The 15,946-nt window shown below is 74.3% G+C and carries 16 protein-coding genes; 9 read left to right on the forward strand and 7 right to left on the reverse strand.

The features are described from left to right. Window positions 1-99: 99 nt before the first annotated feature. Window positions 100-984: a phytanoyl-CoA dioxygenase family protein gene (locus ACFWEG_RS08160; protein WP_387210529.1), complete on the reverse strand. Its 885-nt coding sequence runs from the start codon at window positions 982-984 to the stop codon at window positions 100-102. Between ACFWEG_RS08160 and ACFWEG_RS08165 the strand changes: the two genes are divergently transcribed. From ACFWEG_RS08165 to ACFWEG_RS08175, 3 genes are all read left to right on the forward strand, one after another. After that, window positions 953-1,774 carry a hypothetical protein gene (locus ACFWEG_RS08165; protein WP_387210532.1) on the forward strand — a complete coding sequence of 274 codons (822 nt, stop codon included), beginning with the start codon at window positions 953-955 and terminating at the stop codon, window positions 1,772-1,774. The two genes, ACFWEG_RS08160 and ACFWEG_RS08165, sit on opposite strands and share 32 nt — an antisense overlap. Next, a complete protein-coding gene (locus ACFWEG_RS08170) occupies window positions 1,705-2,400 on the forward strand; it encodes a hypothetical protein (protein ID WP_387210535.1) in 696 nt (231 codons plus the stop codon). The genes ACFWEG_RS08165 and ACFWEG_RS08170 overlap by 70 nt, the downstream gene beginning before the upstream one ends. A 182-nt stretch (window positions 2,401-2,582) precedes the next feature. Next, entirely contained in the window at window positions 2,583-3,023 is a 441-nt protein-coding gene (locus ACFWEG_RS08175; RefSeq protein WP_387210538.1) for a Rieske (2Fe-2S) protein, read from the forward strand. A 21-nt stretch (window positions 3,024-3,044) separates the two neighbouring features. Here ACFWEG_RS08175 and ACFWEG_RS08180 read toward each other — a convergent pair whose 3' ends face one another. After that, window positions 3,045-3,953 (reverse strand): LysR substrate-binding domain-containing protein, encoded by a 909-nt coding sequence (locus tag ACFWEG_RS08180; RefSeq protein ID WP_387210541.1) that lies wholly within the window; start codon window positions 3,951-3,953, stop codon window positions 3,045-3,047. 74 nt (window positions 3,954-4,027) lie between these two features. Here ACFWEG_RS08180 and ACFWEG_RS08185 point away from each other — a divergent pair, with 74 nt between their 5' ends. Continuing rightward, window positions 4,028-5,008, forward strand: coding sequence for a DMT family transporter (locus ACFWEG_RS08185; RefSeq protein WP_387210544.1), 981 nt, complete (start codon window positions 4,028-4,030; stop codon window positions 5,006-5,008). Here the strand turns inward: ACFWEG_RS08185 and ACFWEG_RS08190 are convergent. Continuing rightward, window positions 4,999-6,324, reverse strand: a complete 1,326-nt coding sequence (locus ACFWEG_RS08190; RefSeq protein WP_387210547.1) for an aminotransferase class I/II-fold pyridoxal phosphate-dependent enzyme — start codon at window positions 6,322-6,324, stop codon at window positions 4,999-5,001. The two genes, ACFWEG_RS08185 and ACFWEG_RS08190, sit on opposite strands and share 10 nt — an antisense overlap. Before the next feature lie 36 nt (window positions 6,325-6,360). On the opposite strand from ACFWEG_RS08190, the gene ACFWEG_RS08195 reads away from it, so the two are divergent. Beyond that, window positions 6,361-7,035, forward strand: coding sequence for a pyridoxamine 5'-phosphate oxidase family protein (locus tag ACFWEG_RS08195; protein ID WP_387210550.1), 675 nt, complete (start codon window positions 6,361-6,363; stop codon window positions 7,033-7,035). Here the strand turns inward: ACFWEG_RS08195 and ACFWEG_RS08200 are convergent. Both ACFWEG_RS08200 and ACFWEG_RS08205 read right to left on the reverse strand, forming a co-directional pair. Next, a complete protein-coding gene (locus ACFWEG_RS08200) occupies window positions 7,005-7,955 on the reverse strand; it encodes a DMT family transporter (protein WP_387210553.1) in 951 nt (316 codons plus the stop codon). The genes ACFWEG_RS08195 and ACFWEG_RS08200 overlap by 31 nt on opposite strands. A gap of 167 nt (window positions 7,956-8,122) precedes the next feature. Continuing rightward, on the reverse strand, window positions 8,123-9,103 hold the full coding sequence (locus ACFWEG_RS08205) for a DMT family transporter (protein WP_387210555.1): 981 nt from the start codon (window positions 9,101-9,103) through the stop codon (window positions 8,123-8,125). Between the two features lie 225 nt (window positions 9,104-9,328). Between ACFWEG_RS08205 and ACFWEG_RS08210 the strand changes: the two genes are divergently transcribed. Beyond that, window positions 9,329-10,144, forward strand: coding sequence for a PhzF family phenazine biosynthesis protein (locus ACFWEG_RS08210; protein ID WP_387210558.1), 816 nt, complete (start codon window positions 9,329-9,331; stop codon window positions 10,142-10,144). Here ACFWEG_RS08210 and ACFWEG_RS08215 read toward each other — a convergent pair. Further along, window positions 10,122-10,901 (reverse strand): CPBP family intramembrane glutamic endopeptidase, encoded by a 780-nt coding sequence (locus ACFWEG_RS08215; RefSeq protein WP_387210561.1) that lies wholly within the window; start codon window positions 10,899-10,901, stop codon window positions 10,122-10,124. The genes ACFWEG_RS08210 and ACFWEG_RS08215 overlap by 23 nt on opposite strands. A gap of 144 nt (window positions 10,902-11,045) precedes the next feature. On the opposite strand from ACFWEG_RS08215, the gene ACFWEG_RS08220 reads away from it, so the two are divergent. Next, complete coding sequence (locus ACFWEG_RS08220; RefSeq protein ID WP_387210564.1) at window positions 11,046-12,812, forward strand: substrate-binding domain-containing protein; 1,767 nt, start codon at window positions 11,046-11,048, stop codon at window positions 12,810-12,812. Window positions 12,813-12,829: 17 nt separating this feature from the next. Here ACFWEG_RS08220 and ACFWEG_RS08225 read toward each other — a convergent pair whose 3' ends face one another. Continuing rightward, the gene (locus tag ACFWEG_RS08225; RefSeq protein WP_387210567.1) at window positions 12,830-14,338 is read right to left on the reverse strand and encodes a glutamate--cysteine ligase; all 1,509 of its coding nucleotides are present in this window, start codon (window positions 14,336-14,338) and stop codon (window positions 12,830-12,832) included. A gap of 509 nt (window positions 14,339-14,847) precedes the next feature. On the opposite strand from ACFWEG_RS08225, the gene ACFWEG_RS08230 reads away from it, so the two are divergent. Continuing rightward, complete coding sequence (locus ACFWEG_RS08230) at window positions 14,848-15,435, forward strand: hypothetical protein (protein WP_387210570.1); 588 nt, start codon at window positions 14,848-14,850, stop codon at window positions 15,433-15,435. A gap of 240 nt (window positions 15,436-15,675) precedes the next feature. Next, complete coding sequence (locus ACFWEG_RS08235) at window positions 15,676-15,876, forward strand: DUF5999 family protein (RefSeq protein WP_387210573.1); 201 nt, start codon at window positions 15,676-15,678, stop codon at window positions 15,874-15,876. Window positions 15,877-15,946 lie beyond the last annotated feature (70 nt).

Below are 15,946 nucleotides of genomic sequence, written 5' to 3' on the forward strand. Positions count from 1 at the left end.
GCTCCCCGCCATGGAACCGTCTTCCGCCCACCGGTTTCCTCCTGTCGGGCCGGGCGATCTTCCTGGTTCCTCAGATGACGGCAGGGGCCGCCCGCGGTGTCAGCGCGCGCAGCCGCCCTCGCGGTCGGGGCGGACCATGGGGGCGGAGAGGTCGGGGGTTCCGCGGTAGGCGTAGGGGTCGGTGCCGGCCACCAGGACGATGTCGCGGTAGTCCCACTTGCCGAGGTGGACGCCGGGCGGCGGGGTCTGCCTGGGCAGCACGGACCGGGCGCTCATGTAGTGGTTGACGAGGGCGCGCCGCATGCCGTGCCGGCCGGTGTTGGGCAGCGAGCGGTGCAGCAGGTAGCCGTCGAAGAAGACGACGTCCCCCGCCGAGACCTCCAGGGGGACGGCGTCGGAGTCCCGGTAGGGGAAGGCGTAGGACTCCACGGTGCAGTCGAACCGCTCGTCCTCGTGCTCGCGGTCCGGGTAGAGCACAACGGCGCGGTGGGAGCCGGGGAGGACCCACAGGCAGCCGTTCTCCACCGTCGCGTCGTCCATCGCGATCCACACGCCGGTCAGCGACCGGTCGCGGGTGGGGATCCAGAACTCGTCCTGGTGCCAGGCCTGTCCGGGCCTGCCCTCGGCCTTGGTGAAGAGCATGGACTGCATCGCCTTCACGTCGGAGCCGATGAGGTCGGTGAGCACGGGCACGACCGCGTCGTGGGCGAGGAAGGAACCGAGCAGCGCGGACACCTTGTGCGGGAAGTGGACGCACAGGAACCGCCGGGCGGCGTCCTCGTCGCCGACGTCCTGCGCCGCCGGCTCCAGGCCGGCGATCGGCCCGAGCTCGCCCCGGCCGATGCGGCCGGCCTCGTGCCGGAGCCGTTCGACCTCGTCCGCGGTGAGCAGGCCGGGGGCGATCAGGTAGCCGTCCTCCTGGTAGGCGGTGCGCCGGTCGCGGGTGGTGGTCGTGGGGGCGGCTCGGTTCAGGAAGTTCGCCAAGACGTACACGCAGTGCCCGAACGTCAACACCGACTGCGGCGGCCGCTACGACGGACTGTTCATCTGGCACGTCGACGACGTCGCCCCCCACGGCCACTTCACCCTCCCGAGCGGCGAACCCGAGTACACCGCGGCCCCCGACGGCGACATCTACTTCGCCACGGCGCTGCTCATGGCCTCGGCCCGGTGGGGCGACGGCTCCGGCGTCTTCGACTACCGCGCGCAGGCGTCGTTCATCCTGAACGAGCTGAAGGACACCTCCGACCTCCAGCCGGGCGAGCTGTCGATCTTCAACCCGGACAACAAGCTGGTCCGGTTCATCCCCACCTGGATCGAGGGCTCCGGCAGCCTCGTCGACACCTCCTACCAGCTGCCGGGGTTCTACGAGTACTGGTCCCGCAACGACCCCACCACGTCCAACCGCTCGTACTGGAACCAGGCCGCCGGCGCGGCGCGCACCTACTGGCGCGACGTCCTGGACAAGGCAGGCAACCACGGGAACGGCATCTTCCCCGACTGCACCACCCAGGACGGCGGCCCGCTCGCCAGTACAGCTGCGCCAGCGGCTACAAGCACGGCTCGGACGGCTGGCGCACCATCCAGATCGTCGCCTTCGACCACTACTGGTACGTGGGCGACACCGACGGCCACGCACCCCTCGCCGCCCAGCGCACCTGGGCCGACCAGCTCCTGGGCTTCATGCGCCCGCACCGCGCCTCCATGGCGGGCGAGTGGAACGTCGACGGCACACCGGTCTCCGACTGGACCGGCGGCGCGGGGCAGGCGCTGATGTACGCCTCCGCCGCGACCGTCGCCTCCGACCCCGGCACCCGTGACGACTTCCTGCGGCTGGCCTGGGACTTCCCCGTCACCACCGGCGAGTGGCGCTACTACCACAGCTCGCTGCACATGCTCGGGCTGCTCCACCTGGCCGGGAAGTACAAGGTGTACGACATCGGCGGCGAGCCGTCCGCCGGTACCGCCGTCTACGCCGACGGGCTCGCCCCCGGCTGGCGTGCCGACGCCTTCAGCGGAACGGTCGACACGGCGGTGACCTCCCCCGCGTACGGCGGCAGCGGCACCTCGGTCGGGTTGACCCCCGGCGGCGGCTGGGACGCGCTGTCCTTCTCCACCGCCCAGCCCGTGGCCGCCTCCGGCATCAGCCGGGTCGTCCTGCGCGTCCACGGCGGCTCTTCCGGTACACGCCAACTGCAGCTGATGGTCAACCCGGCCTCGGACGGCAGCGGTTCGTGGGGCACCCGGGTCCCGATCGACGCTCCGGCGGGCACCTGGACCGAGTTCGCCGTCCCGCTGTCGGACCTCGGCGGCCCCTCGGCCGTCGGCTCCCTCGCCGTCCAGGACAGGACGGGGCAGGTCGCCCCCGCCTTCCACGTGGACGACGTGCGGCTGTCCTGACCCCGCGGAAGCGGGTCGGTGCGGGAGTGGCATACCGGGTCGCGGAGGTCTCCGTGACGATTTCGCCCGGCTGTCCCTCCCGCACTGAACATCCGGTGGCGCCCCCGCGTACCCCTGGGCGAAGCTGATCGAGGTGTCGGTGACGGCCGGCGCGCAGCTGGATGGACGAGAGGGATGCCGGAATGACCAACGCACACCAGGAAGCCGTGAATCCGAGCCGCCGCACGGTGCTCGCCGTGGTCGGCGCGGCGGGGGCGGTCGCCGCCCTCGCCGGCTGCGGCTCGGAGGACTCCGGGGGGACGGACTCCGGCAGCGCTGACGGCTCCGCGGAGGCGGGTGCGGAGCTCGCGCAGGTCTCGGACATCCCCGAGGGCGGCGGCAAGGTCTTCGGCGACCAGGGGGTCGTCGTCACCCAGCCGACCGCCGGTCAGTTCAAGGCGTTCTCCTCCAAGTGCACCCACCAGGGCTGCGCGGTCGGGGAGGTCGCCGACGGGGTCATCAACTGCCCGTGCCACGGCAGCAAGTTCGACGCGAACGACGGCAGCGTCAAGGCCGGTCCTGCGACCGCGCCCCTCCCGGAGAAGAAGCTGACGATCGAGGGGAACTCGATCCGGCTGGCCTGACCGGGCGGCGCGGCGGCGGGTTCAGACGGTCGCCACCCGCTCCGCCGCGGTCCGCAGGGCCTCGACCGCCGCCCGCACGGAGGGGCGGCGGTCGGCGTCCGTCCGCCACACGACGGAGACGTGCCGCCGCATCGAGTGCCGGACGGGCACGGCCCGCACCCCGGCCGGCAGGACGCCCCGGCCCAGGCGCGGGGCGATGCACACCCCGAGGCCCGCGTCGATCAAAGCCAGCTGCGTCTGGTGCTCCTCCGCGTGGTGGGCGATGCGCGGCTCGACGCCCTTGGCGCGCAGGGTGAACATCAGCCAGTCGTGGCAGAACTCCCCGTCCGGCCAGGACACCCAGGCGTCGTCGGCGAAGTCGTCGAGGTCCACCTCCGCGCGGCCCGCGAGCGGGTGCGCGGCGGGCATGGCGACGTCCGCCGGGTCGTCGAGCAGCGCGGCAGCCGTCAGCTCGTCGGGGACCGTCATCGGCTTGTTGTTCCAGTCGAGGACGACCGCCAGGTCCATGTCGCCGCGCAGCACCTGGCGCATCCCGTCGGCGGGTTCCAGCTCGTGGGTGCGGACCGTGAGCCCCGGGTGCGCGGCCCGGAGCAGGCCGAGGGTCGCCGGCAGCAGGCCGCGGGCGGCGGTCGGGAACGCGGCCAGGCGCAGGTCGCCCACCACCCGGCCGCGCTGGGCCTCCAGGTCGGAGCGGGCCGTCTCGACCTGCGACAGGATGCGCTCCGCGTGCTCCGCGAGCAGCTTCCCGGCGTCGGTGAGCCGTACGCCGCGGCCGTTCTTCGTCAGCAGCCGCTGCCCCACCTCCCGTTCCAGCTTGGCGAGTTGCTGGGAGACGGCGGAGGTGGTGACGTGCAGCCCCGCGGCCGCCCCGCTGACCGAGCCGTGCCGGCAGACGGCGTCGAGGACGCGCAGGCGCTCCAGACTCAACATGTAAGCGATACTAAGCGATGGGTGGTACGAAGTCTCGCTTGTGCTACGTGGTGCGGACGGCCATCGTGGACGCCATGAGCAGCACGATTCCCCGAGGCACCGCCCGGACGGCGTCCACCGTTCCGGCAGCCGCCGTCTCCCCGTCCGCCGACCCGTCGGCCGCCGCCCGCCCCGCCGTCGACTGGCGCCTGCGCTTCGCCGCGCTGTCCCTGATCTGGGGCTTCAGCTTCCTCCTGATCAAGGTGGGCACCGACGGCTACGCGCCGCTGTACGTGACGCTGGGCCGCGTCCTGTTCGGCGCGACCGTACTGCTCACCGTGCTCCTCGTGAAGCGGGACCGGCTGCCGCGCGGTCTGCGCACCTGGGGGCACCTGGCCGTCGCGGCCGTCCTGCTGAACTCGCTCCCCTTCACCCTGTTCTCCTACGCGGAGACGACGATCCCCTCCACGCTGGCCGGCATCTGCAACGCGACCACCCCGCTGTGGGGGATGCTCCTGTCCCTGGTGGCGTTCTCCTCCGACCGGCCCACCCGCCGCCGGTTCGCCGGTCTCGGGCTCGGCTTCGTCGGCGTGCTGGTCGTGCTCGGCGTCTGGCAGGGGTTCTCCGGCCAGGACCCGCGGGGCACGGCGCTGGCCCTGATCGCCTCCTTCAGCTACGCGGTCGGCTGGATCTACGTCGGCCGCACCCTGGGCGGGAGCCCGGCGTCGAAGCTGTCGCTGTCGAGCGCCCAGCTGGCGCTCGCCACCGTGCAACTCGCGGCCGTCACACCCTTCTTCACGGGCTTCCCCCGCTCGTTCCCCCTCGTCCCGCTGCTCGCGGTCCTGGCGCTCGGCGCCCTCGGCACCGGGCTCGCGTTCCTGCTGCAGTACGGCCTGGTCGCCGAGGTCGGGCCGACCACGGCGACGACGGTCACCTACTTCATCCCGGTGGTCGCGACGGCGGCCGGGGTGCTCGTCCTGGGCGAGCACCTGCACTGGAACACCCCGGTCGGCGCGGTGATCGTGCTGGCGGGCGCGGCGCTCGCGCAGAGCCGGTCGCGACGGCGTCAGTCGTAGCGGCGGCCGGTCGGCCCGCTGCCGATCGCCGCGGCGACGGCGTCCGCGACCGCCTCGATGTCGCGGGCGTCGAGCCCGGAGACGGTGACGCGGACGGCGGGCGCGCTGTCCATCCGGAAGCGGGCGCCGGGCGCGACCGCCCAGCCCGCGTGCAGGAGCCGGGAGACCGCGCCCGTCTCGTCCGGGACCGGGATCCACACGTTCATGCCGCTGCGGCCGTGCGCGGCGACCCCCCGCGCGGCGAGCGCCGCGAGGAGCGCGTCCCGGCGCGCCCCGTACGCGCCCGCGACCTCCTGCGGATCGATCGCCCCGGCCCGCCAGAGCTCCACCACCGCGCGCTGCAGCAGGAGGCTGACCCAGCCCGGTCCGAGCCGCTGGCGCCCGCGGACCCGGTCGACGGTGAGCGCATCGCCGGTCAGCAGGGCGAGCCGGAGGTCGGGCCCGTAGGCCTTGGCCACCGAACGGACCAGCGCCCAGTGGTCGGTGGCCCCCGCGACCGGTCGCAGCGGCAGGTCGACCATGCCGTGGCCGTGGTCGTCCTCCACGACCAGCACGGAGCGGTGGCGGACGAGGACGGCGCGCAGCGCGTCCGCCCGGGAGGCGCTGACGGTGGCGCCGGTGGGGTTCTGCGCCCGGCAGGTGATCACCAGCGCCCGCGCGCCGCCGGACAGCGCCCGCTCGACGTCGTCCGGCAGCGGGCCCTCGTCGTCGACGCCCACGGGGACCGCGCGCAGGCCGAGCGCGGGGACGAGGTCGAGGAAGCTGCCCCAGCCGGGGTCCTCGACGGCGACGGCGTCGCCCGGCTTCAGATGCGCGGCCAGGACCCGTTCGATCGCGTCGAGGGCGCCGGAGGTCACGGCGAGCGGGCCGGCGGGGACGCCGTCCGCGGCGAGCGCCCGGGCCGCCGCCTCGGCCAGTTCGGGGACGACGGGGCGGTCGCCGTAGAGGGTGTGCGGGTGCCGGGCGGCCGTGGCGAGGGCGGGGGCGAGGTCCGGGAGCAGCGCGGGGTCGGGGTTGCCCTGGGAGACGTCCCGCACGCCCGGCGGGGCCTCGACGCGGATCGCCTCGCGCCCGGTGCTGGCGGGCCGGGGACGCACCCGGCTGCCGCGGCGGCCGTCGGTCTCGATCACCCCGCGCTCGCGCAGGGTCCGGTACGCGGCGGCGACGGTGTTCGGGTTCACCCCGAGCCGCATGGCCAACTCCCGCATCGGCGGCAGCAGTTGCCCCGGCTGCAGCTCTCCGGATCCCACCGCGCGCTCGATGTCGGCCGAGATCTCCGCCGCACGCCGGCCCGTGATCGTATATTCTCCTAGCACAAACCTCATTATGCACTAGTACAACAGGGGGCCGCAATGACGGACACCACCGCCTACGCACCGACCGACCGCACCGTCCCCACCCGCTCCCGCGACCGGGCCTCCTACGACCGGGCGACCGTGCACGCGATACTCGACGAGGGGTACGTCTGCCACCTCGGCTTCGTCCGCGACGGCGCGCCCGTCGTCCTGCCGACCCTCTACGGCCGCATCGGCGAGCGGCTCTACGTGCACGGCTCGACCGGCTCCCGGCCGCTGCGCTCGGCCGGGCGCGCCGAGGAGGGGCTGCCGGTGTGCGTCACCGTCACCCATGTCGACGGCCTGGTCCTGGCCCGCTCGGCCTTCCACCACTCCCTCAACTACCGGTCGGTCGTGATCCACGGCCTGGCCCGGCAGGTCACCGACGAGGCGGAGAAGCGCGCGGCGCTCGACGCGCTGGTCGAGCAGGTGGTGGCCGGCCGGGCGGCGGACTCCCGCCCGGCCGACGCCAAGGAGCTGGCGGCCACGGCCGTCATCGCGCTCGACCTGACGGAGGTCTCCGCGAAGAGCCGCACCGGCGGCCCGAACGACGAGCCCGCCGACCTCGCGCTGCCGTACTGGAGCGGCGTGGTGCCGCTCACCTACGGCCGCGGCGCCCCGATCCCCTCCACGGACCTGGACCCCGCAGTCCCGCTCCCCGCCTACCTCGCAGCGGGCGCGACCGAGCGCTGACCCGTCCGCGTCTCGGCGACGGCGAGCCCCGCCACCGACGCGAGCAGCACCCCGGTGCCTGCGGCGGTCGCCGGGGTCAGCCGCTCGCCGAGCAGCGCCACCGCGATCACCGCCGCGCTCACCGGCTCCATGAGCATGACCACCGAGACGGTCGCCGAGCGGACGACGGCCGCGCCCGCGAAGTACAGCGCGTAGGCGAGGGCGGTGGGCACGGCGGCGACGTACACGACGAGGAGCAGCACCCGGGCGGCGTCCTCGGCGTGCGGGACCGGCCCCTCGGCCGCGGCGAGCGGGAGGAGGCACAGCGCCCCGACCGCGAACGACCACATCGTGGTGTCGACGGGCGCGACGGCGTCGCCGTCCCGCCCCCAGCGGCGGGTCAGCAGGGTGACGACCGCGTAGCCCGCCGCCGAGAGCAGCGCGAGCAGCACCCCGGCCGGGCGCACGGTGTCCCCGCCGCCGACCAGCGGCAGGGCGAGCCCGGCGAGCGCCCCGAGGATCGCGCACAGGCCGCCGCGTCCCAGGTGTTCGCCCAGGGTCAGGCGGGCGCCGAGAGCGATCAGGACCGGCCCGGCCCCGAGCGCGACGACGGTGCCGACGGCGAGGCCGGTGGCCTCGACGGCGGCGAAGTAGGCGGTCTGGAAGACGGTGAGTCCCAGGCCGAGGACGAGGACGCGCACGGGGCGCGGCCGGGCCGAGGGCCTCGGGCGGCGGGCCCTGCGCAGCTTGGCCGCGCCGCGCAGGGCGAGCAGCAGGGCGAGACCTCCGACGTAGCGCCAGAAGGACAGCGCCAGCGGCCCCATGTCGCTGGAGCGGTACAGCAGGGCGGCGGCCGCGCCCGCCGTGCCCCAGGCCGCACCGGCGACGATCAGACAGAGCAGGCCTCGCCCGACGGGCAGGCCGGAGTGGACGTTCGACACGTGGGTTCTCCGCGAAGTGAGGGACGGAAGGGATCACCGGCTCCGCGCGCGGGCAGCGGCGACCCGCCCGGCGACGTGCCGGGCCCGGTCCGTGACTTCGGTGCCGCGCGCGTCAGGAGGCGGGCGGCGGCGGGAGGACGAGTCCGAAGGGATGCATGATCGCGACCCTAGGAGGCGCGGACGCCGTCGGACAACTCCCTTTCGGGCTCCGGCACCGCCTCGCCGGCGGTCCGGTCGTGGCCCGGTGTCGAGGACTGCGCGATGAACGCGCCGACGAGGACGACGCACCCGCCGACGAGCTGCGGCGCCGAGAGCGCCTCCCCCAGCAGCACCCACGCGAACACCGTCGCGACGACCGCCTCCAGACAGGCCACCACCCCGGCCACCTGCGGGGAGAGCCGCCGGACCGACAGCACTCCGGTCACGTAGGCGAGGACGGTGGCCACGGCGACGATCCAGCCGAGCAGCACCCAGGCCGGCACCGTCGAGCCGTCCATGTCCGCGCCGCCGGCGAGCACCGACCACTCCGCCTGCCAGGGCCGGGCGACCACCGTGAGCACGAGGGCGCCGACCAGGAGGCCGTACGCGATGACCCCGAGCGGGTCCGGGGCGTCCGCGCCGGCGTCGCCGCCCTGGTCGGACAGGACGAAGTAGCCGACCTGGCAGCAGGCCGCGCCGAGCGCGAGGAGCAGCCCGACCGCGTCGAAGCCCAGCCCGGCCCACACCTCGACCACGCACGCGAGGCCGCCGACGGCGAGGACCACGCCGAGCGCGGCGGCCCGCGTCACCGGCCTGCGCTGCACGAACCGCACCCAGCCGAGGACCAGCGCGGGCGCCAGGTACTCGACGAGGAGGGCGACCCCGACCGGGATGCGGGAGATGGCGGCGAAGTAGCAGGCCTGGACGCCGGCCACGGCGAAGAGGCCGAAGCCGGCGAGCAGCAGCGGCCGGTCCCGCACGAGGGCGCGGTGCCGCCAGGCGAGCGGCAGCATGACCAGGGCGGCGCCGGCCACCCGCAGCCACACCACGTGCAGCGGGTCGAGCCCCGCCTCGATGAGCGGCTTGGCCGCGACCCCTGAACCGCCGAACGCGAGCGCCGAGGCCAGGGCGAGGCCCAGGCCGGTGTTCCTACCCCGAGAGACGTGCATCGGCCCATCATGACAGGCGCCGTCAGGAGCGTCGCGCCCCATACCCCTGACGCTCATCTGGTGAGACGGGCGCACGACGACGGCGTCCCGTACGGGTGTCGCGCGGGACGCCGTCGTCGTGCGGGGCGGGGCGAGGGGCGGGGGGCGGGGTTCGCCGCGCCGCGAAGGCCAATGAGCCGCGATTGGACGTGTCGGCCGGCTCCGGCGGCGTCCTAGCGTCGTCCCATGCGGATTCACATCGTCGACGCCTTCACCGACCGCCCCTTTTCGGGCAACCCGGCCGCCGTCCTGATCCTGGACGCCTTCCCGGCCGACGCCTGGCTGCAGCAGGTCGCGGCGGAGGTGAACCTCTCGGAGACCGCCTTCGCCCACCCCCTGCCGCCCGGCGGCGAGGCCGACTGGGCCCTCAGGTGGTTCACGCCGGTCGCGGAGGTGGACCTGTGCGGCCACGCCACCCTGGCCACCGCCCACGTCCTGCACACCACCGGCCGGGCCACCGGCACGCTCCGCTTCGCCACCCGCGGCGGCGTCCTCGCGGCCACCGCCGAGCCGGACGGGACGCTCACCCTGGACTTCCCGACCGCCCCGCTCACCGAGGTCGCCCCGCCCCCGGGGCTGGCCGAGGCGCTGGGCGCGGCCCCGCGGGCGGTCGTGGACACCGGCCCGCACTGCGACGCACTCCTCGTGGAACTGGCCGACGAGCGGGCGGTCCGCGCGCTCGCGCCGGAGCTCCGGGCACTCCCCCGCGACGTGATCGTCACGGCCCGCGCCGAGGACGCCGAGGGCGGCTACGACGTCGTCTCGCGCTGCTTCTTCCCGGCCGTCGGCATCGACGAGGACCCGGTCACCGGCAGCGCGCACACCGCCCTCGCCCCGTACTGGTCGCCCCGGCTGGGGCGGGACGAGCTCACCGGCTACCAGGCGTCCGCGCGCGGCGGCCTGGTGCGCACCGCGCTCAGGGGCGGGCGGACCCTGCTGTCCGGCACCGCCGTCACCGTCCTCGACGGCGAACTGCTCGTCACGCCGTCGGCAGCCAGCTGACGTTGCCGGCGAGCAGGGCGTAGCCCACGAACGCGCCCACGTCGAGCAGGGTGTGGGCCGCCACCAGCGGCCCCACCCGGCCCCACCGGCGGTAGAGCAGCACGAAGACGACGCCCATCACCATGTTGCCGACGAACCCGCCGATGCCCTGGTACAGGTGGTAGGAGCCGCGCAGCACCGAACTCGCCACCAGCGACCGCATCGGCGACCACCCCAAACGGTCCAGCCTGCGCAGGAGGTAGCCCACCACGATCACCTCCTCCAGGACCGAGTTCTGGATCGCGGAGAGGATCAGGACCGGGTACTTCCACCACACCTCGGGCAGCGACTCGGGCACCACCGTCAGGTTGAACCCTGCCGCGCGCATGGCCAGGTAGAAGGCGATGCCCGCGCTGCCGATGCCGGCGGCCACCAGCGCGCCCCGGCCGAGGTCGGACCAGGGGCGGCGGCGGTCGAACCCGAGGGCGCCGAGGCCGGAGCCCTCGCGGACCAGCAGGTGCCAGACGAGGGCCACCGGGACCAGCGAGCTGGAGATCGAGAACAGCTGCCAGGCGAGATCCAGCCACGGCCGACCCGGTGCGCGCGAGCCGTTGAGCGTCGCCGCCTGGTCGGCGAGACCGCCCGGCTCGGTGACCGATCCGACGAAGCTGATCAGCGCCGAGAGCGCGCTGGCACCCAGTGACAGGGCCAGGACCAGCAGGAGTTCGTCCCGGAGGATCCGCCGCGGAAGGCCCTGTTCGGGAAAGGGTCCGGCCATGTCGCGCGCCTCGGCCTGCACTCTGCCTCCACTTGTCCGATCGCCCCTCGCGGCCCCGTGGACCCGGCTACTGTCTCGCATGCGAGTCCGGAGACGTGGCACCGGCCGGGTGCCGGGTCGACTCGACGGAGGGGCGCCACCACCATGGGACGTCACAGCTTGCCCGACGTGCGGCCGGAGCCCGCACCGGGGGTGCCCGCCCGGGCGCGTCGCCGTGGCGCGGCGGTCGCCGTCGCGGTGGTGCTGTGCGTCGCCGGCGTCGCCGCGGCCGCCGTTCAGACGGGCCTCGTCGCCTTCACCCCGACCTGCGAGGCCCGCGCCGTACGCGTCGACGTCGCGGCCTCTCCCGACATGGCCCCCGCGCTCCGCGCCGCGGCGCGGTACGTGCGGACGAATGACGTGCGGACCGACGGGCGGTGCCTGGAGGTCCATGTCTCCGCGCGGGAGTCCCACAAGGTGGCGGACGCGGTCGCAGGCCGCACCCTGGACCGGGACATCGAGGTGTGGGTGCCGGACTCGGAGCTGTGGCTGCGGCGGGCCGCGGCCGGCGGGTCGGGCATCCCGCTGTCGGCGGCGGGCAACTTCGCCTGCACCCCGGTGACGGTGGCGGCGGCCCGCACGACGGCGACCGGCCTCGGCTGGCCGGGGCGGTCGTACTCCTGGGCGGAGCTGGCGACGCTCGCCACCACCACGGACCGCCTCCGGCTCGGCGCGGCGGACCCCGCCCGCAGCGCGACGGGCCTCCTCGCCCTGAGCACCCTCGGGACGTCCGTCGCCCCGCGCGGCGACGACGGCCAGACCCTCCTCGCCGGGACCGCGATGCTCCTCTCGGAGCATCTGTCGCCCGGTGACGGGGAGGCTGTGGAGATCCTGGACCGCGGCGCGCCGGGGAGCGAGGACGGCGCTCCGGCGGCGAACCGCGGGCTGATCCTCAGCGAGCAGGCGGCGTTCACCCACAACCTGGCCGCCGGCGAGGACCTGGCGCTCTTCCACCCCTCGGACGGCGGGCCCGCCCTGGACTACCCGTTCACCCTGGTCGACGAGACGTCGATGACCACCGACGAGCTCCGCGCCGCGACCCGCTTCCTCACCCTGCTGAGCGAGCCGCCGGGCCTGCGGATCCTGCGCGAGCACGGCTTCCGCACCGACCGGGAGCCGGCCGCCGCGCTCGTCCGCCGGGCCGGCGGCTCCGAGCGGCAGCCCGTGCGCGCCGTGGCGGCCGCCCCGCCCTCGGCCGAGGCGGTGCGCGGCACCCTCGCGATGTGGACGATCGTCGTGCAGAGCGCCCGGCTCACGGCCGTCGTCGACGCCTCGGCGTCCATGGCCGAGCCCGTGACCGGGCGCGACGGGAGCCGGATGGACGTCACCAAGGCGTCGCTGCAGCGGGCGCTGTCGCACTTCACCCAGGACGACGAGGTCGGCCTGTGGGAGTTCTCCACCCGGCTGGCCGGGGACCGCGACTACGAGGAGCTCGTACCGACCGCCCGGCTCGGCGACAGCACCGGCAGCGGCGCGTCCCAACGCACCCTGCTCACCCGCGCCTTCGCCGCCCTGCAGCCCCGCCCCGACGGCGCGACCGGCCTCCACGACACCACCCTGGCCGCCTACCGGGCTAGCCTGGACGGCTACGTCAGCGGGAAGTTCAACGCGCTCGTCGTCCTGACCGACGGGAGGAACGAGGACCCCGGCAGCATCTCGCGCCGCACGCTGATCACGCGGCTGGAGGAACTCGCCGACGACAAGCGCCCGGTGCCGATCGTCGCCGTCGCGGTGGGCCCCGACGCCTCACGGGACGAGGTGCACGCGATCGCGAGGGCGACCGGCGGAGCCGGGTACGCCGTCAGCGACCCGGCCGAGATCGACACCGTCCTGCTGCGGGCGATCACCGCGGCGGCCGCCGCCCGCGGCTGAGGGGCGTCCGCCCGCGGCTAGCGGTGGCCGCCCAGGCCGATGCTCCAGGTGTGCACCGGCTCCCCGGCGTGCATGAGTTCGGCGTACCTGCGGGTCGTGGCCGCCAGCGCGTCCTCGCGCTCCAGGCCCTCGGCCAGCGCCCGGCGGAAGGTGGCGCGCTGCCAGGACGCCCCGTTGACCCGTCGGCGGCACCGCTCGGCGATCACCCCGAGGTACAGGTCCCGGTCGGCGGGGGCCACCCCCCAGGCGTCGAGGCCGGCCGCGGCCAGCGGCAGCAGCTCCTCGCGGACGAGGTCCACCGCCGGCACCTTCGCCAGCCCCCCGGAGCGGCCCCGGCGCGGCCACTCGAACTCGGCGTCGATGCCGTGCCGGCAGGCCGCGTCGAAGTTGGCGGCGGCCGTCTCGAACGGCATCCGCGTCCACACCGGACGCGACTCCTCCGCCAGGGCGCGCACCAGGCCGTAGTAGAAGGCCGCGTTGGCGACCACGTCGGTCACCGTCGGCCCGGCCGGCAGCACCCGGTTCTCCACCCGCAGGTGCGGGACGCCGTCGGCGATGTCGTAGACGGGGCGGTTCCAGCGGTAGACCGTCCCGTTGTGCAGCACGAGTTCGGAGAGGCTCGGGACGCCGCCGGCGTCGAGCACCTCCAGCGGGTCCTCCTCGTCGCAGATCGGCAGCAGCGGCGGAAAGTAGCGCACGTTCTCCTCGAACAGCTCGTACGCGCTGCTCACCCACCGCTCCCCGAACCAGGTCCGCGGACGGACGCCCTGCGCCGCCAGTTCGGGTGGTCGGACGTCCGTGGCCTGCGTGAACAGCGGCGGGCGGGACTCGCTCCACAGTTCGCGGCCGAAGAGGAAGGGGGAGTTGGCGCCGACGGCGATCTGCGGTCCGGTCACGGCCTGCGCCGCGTTCCACACGTCGGCGAACCGCGACGGCGTCACCTGCAGGTGCAGCTGCACCGAGGTGCAGGCCGCCTCCGGGGCGATCGACCCCGAGGTCGAGCGGAGGCGCTCGACGCCCTCGATGTCGAGGACGAAGTCCTCCCCGCGGGCTGCGACCATCGAGTCGTTCAGCAGGGTGTAGCGGTCGACGTCGGAGAGGTTCGCGGAGACCAGGTCATGGCGTTCGAGTGTCGGCAGTATGCCGATCATGACGATTCCCGCATTCACCTCCTGCGCTTTCCGGTGGGCGTAGGAGAGGCCGGCGCGCAGCTCCTCGGCGAGCTGGTCGAGAACCCGGTCGCCCAACCGGTGCGGGGCGATATTCACTTCGAGGTTGAACATTCCGAGCTCGGTCTGGAAATCCTTGCTCGCGATCCGTTCCAGTACTTCGGCATTCATCATCCGCGGCATGCCGTCAGCCCCCGCGAGATTCAGCTCGATCTCCAGCCCCATCAGATTCCGGGGACGGTCGAACCGCTCCTCCGCCAGCAGCCGCTCCAGGCCCTGCAGACACGTGCGGAGCTTCTCGCGGTACTCCTGCCGGTCGGACAGGTCGATCCCGCCCGCGTCGACCTTCTCCCCCATGAAGTGTCCCTCCTAGGCCCGGCCCGCCCGTCCCGGCGGCCGCGTACGGTGGATGATGCCCCGGCGTTGTGATCGATAACGCCTGCCGACTGCCCCGTGACCGCTAGACTCAACCGTGCGCGCACGACGGCACATTCGACTGGCATACGTCATTTGCTTCGTGACGCCCTGCGAAAACAGCGATACGGCGGTGGCGAAAAAGCCGACGAGATCCAGCCTACCGACGCGCCGGGCCAATTCGAGGTCAGCGACGCACGGGTCGGGAAATGCCTGGAACGGGGGCGGCGGCGCGCGGCCGAATTGCCCCTTGCTTGCAATGCGCCGGACAGCTAGCCGAAACACGCTGCGAACACGTGTCGTATAAACTCCGCGAAACGAGGCGGAGAAGCGGCACCCGGTGCCCTCGTACCGTGCCGTCGTTCCTCGTCGGATCCCGAAGCTGACAGCGCCGTCGCACGCCCCGCCCCCCGCGTCCCCCGTGCCTGTCGAAGAATGAGAGGCGACCCACCATGCCGCTGCACGTCCACCCGGCTCCCGCGCCCGCCCTGCGCAGCGTCCTCGCGGCCCTCGCGTCCCCCACCGCCGTCCGCGAGGCCCGCACCCCCGCCCTGCGCTCCGCCCAGACCCCCACCCGACCCGAACTCCCGCTTCCGGTGCACGTGTTGGACCGGGTCACCGGGACGGACGCCGCTCCGCGCACCCGGCTCACCGGCTGGCGCTTCCTGGTCCGCTGCGAGGGGCGTTCCGTCGCGGCGGCGGAGACCGCGCTCACGGCCGACGGCTGGACCTTCTCGCACTTCTTCGAGGGCCCCTACCTCGCCTCGACGGAACGCGCGCTGCGGCAGGCGGACGCGCTGGGCACCCCGTACCAGCCCCGCCTGCTGTCCGTGCCCGAGCTGTACATGCTGACCCTGTGGCTGCACGCCGACCCCTCGGCGGACGCCGCCGCGGGCGCCCCCGGCGGCGCGGACCTGCTGGTCCCGCTGGCACCGGCCCCGCCCGGGATCGCGGCGCACCGCCCGCACCGGGTCGCGGAGCTGCTCCCGATGGTCTCGCTGCGCCTCTCCCCCGCCCCCCTCCTCGGCACCCCCGCCTGACGGCCCCTCCTAGTCCGAACGGGCCACCCCCAACCACCCGAAAGGACGGGGTAGTTGCGCTGAACCGTCCGCGCGGGTGACACGTCATGAATGGGTAGGAGCAGCTGCCGCGAAATCCCTGCGGATCGACGCCCGTGGGGCAACACTGGAACCGGACCGACCTGACTGATACGGGGGGCGGCCATGAACGACGCACCGAGCCGCAGGACACCGACCACAACGCAGCGAAAGAACCCACCCATGTGCCAGCACCAGCCCGCCTGCCCGACCGCAGCCTCCGCCGACCGGGAGGCCGCCCGCCTCCTGGCCCACCACCCCGAACAGGGCTGGAGCCTGCTGTGCAACGGTGTCCTCCTGTTCGAGGACACCGGCGAGCTGCTGCCGGACGGCCGGATCATCGCTCCCCACCGCCCGATGGGCGCGGTGGTGACGGCGGCGTAGCCACTGCCCCGGCGCGGGGGCCGGGACATGCGGGAGGGCCGGTACGGAAGGACGTTCTTCCGTACCGGCC

This window comes from Streptomyces sp. NPDC060194 (assembly GCF_042728285.1).
In the GTDB taxonomy this organism is placed as follows: Bacteria; Actinomycetota; Actinomycetes; order Streptomycetales; family Streptomycetaceae; genus Streptomyces.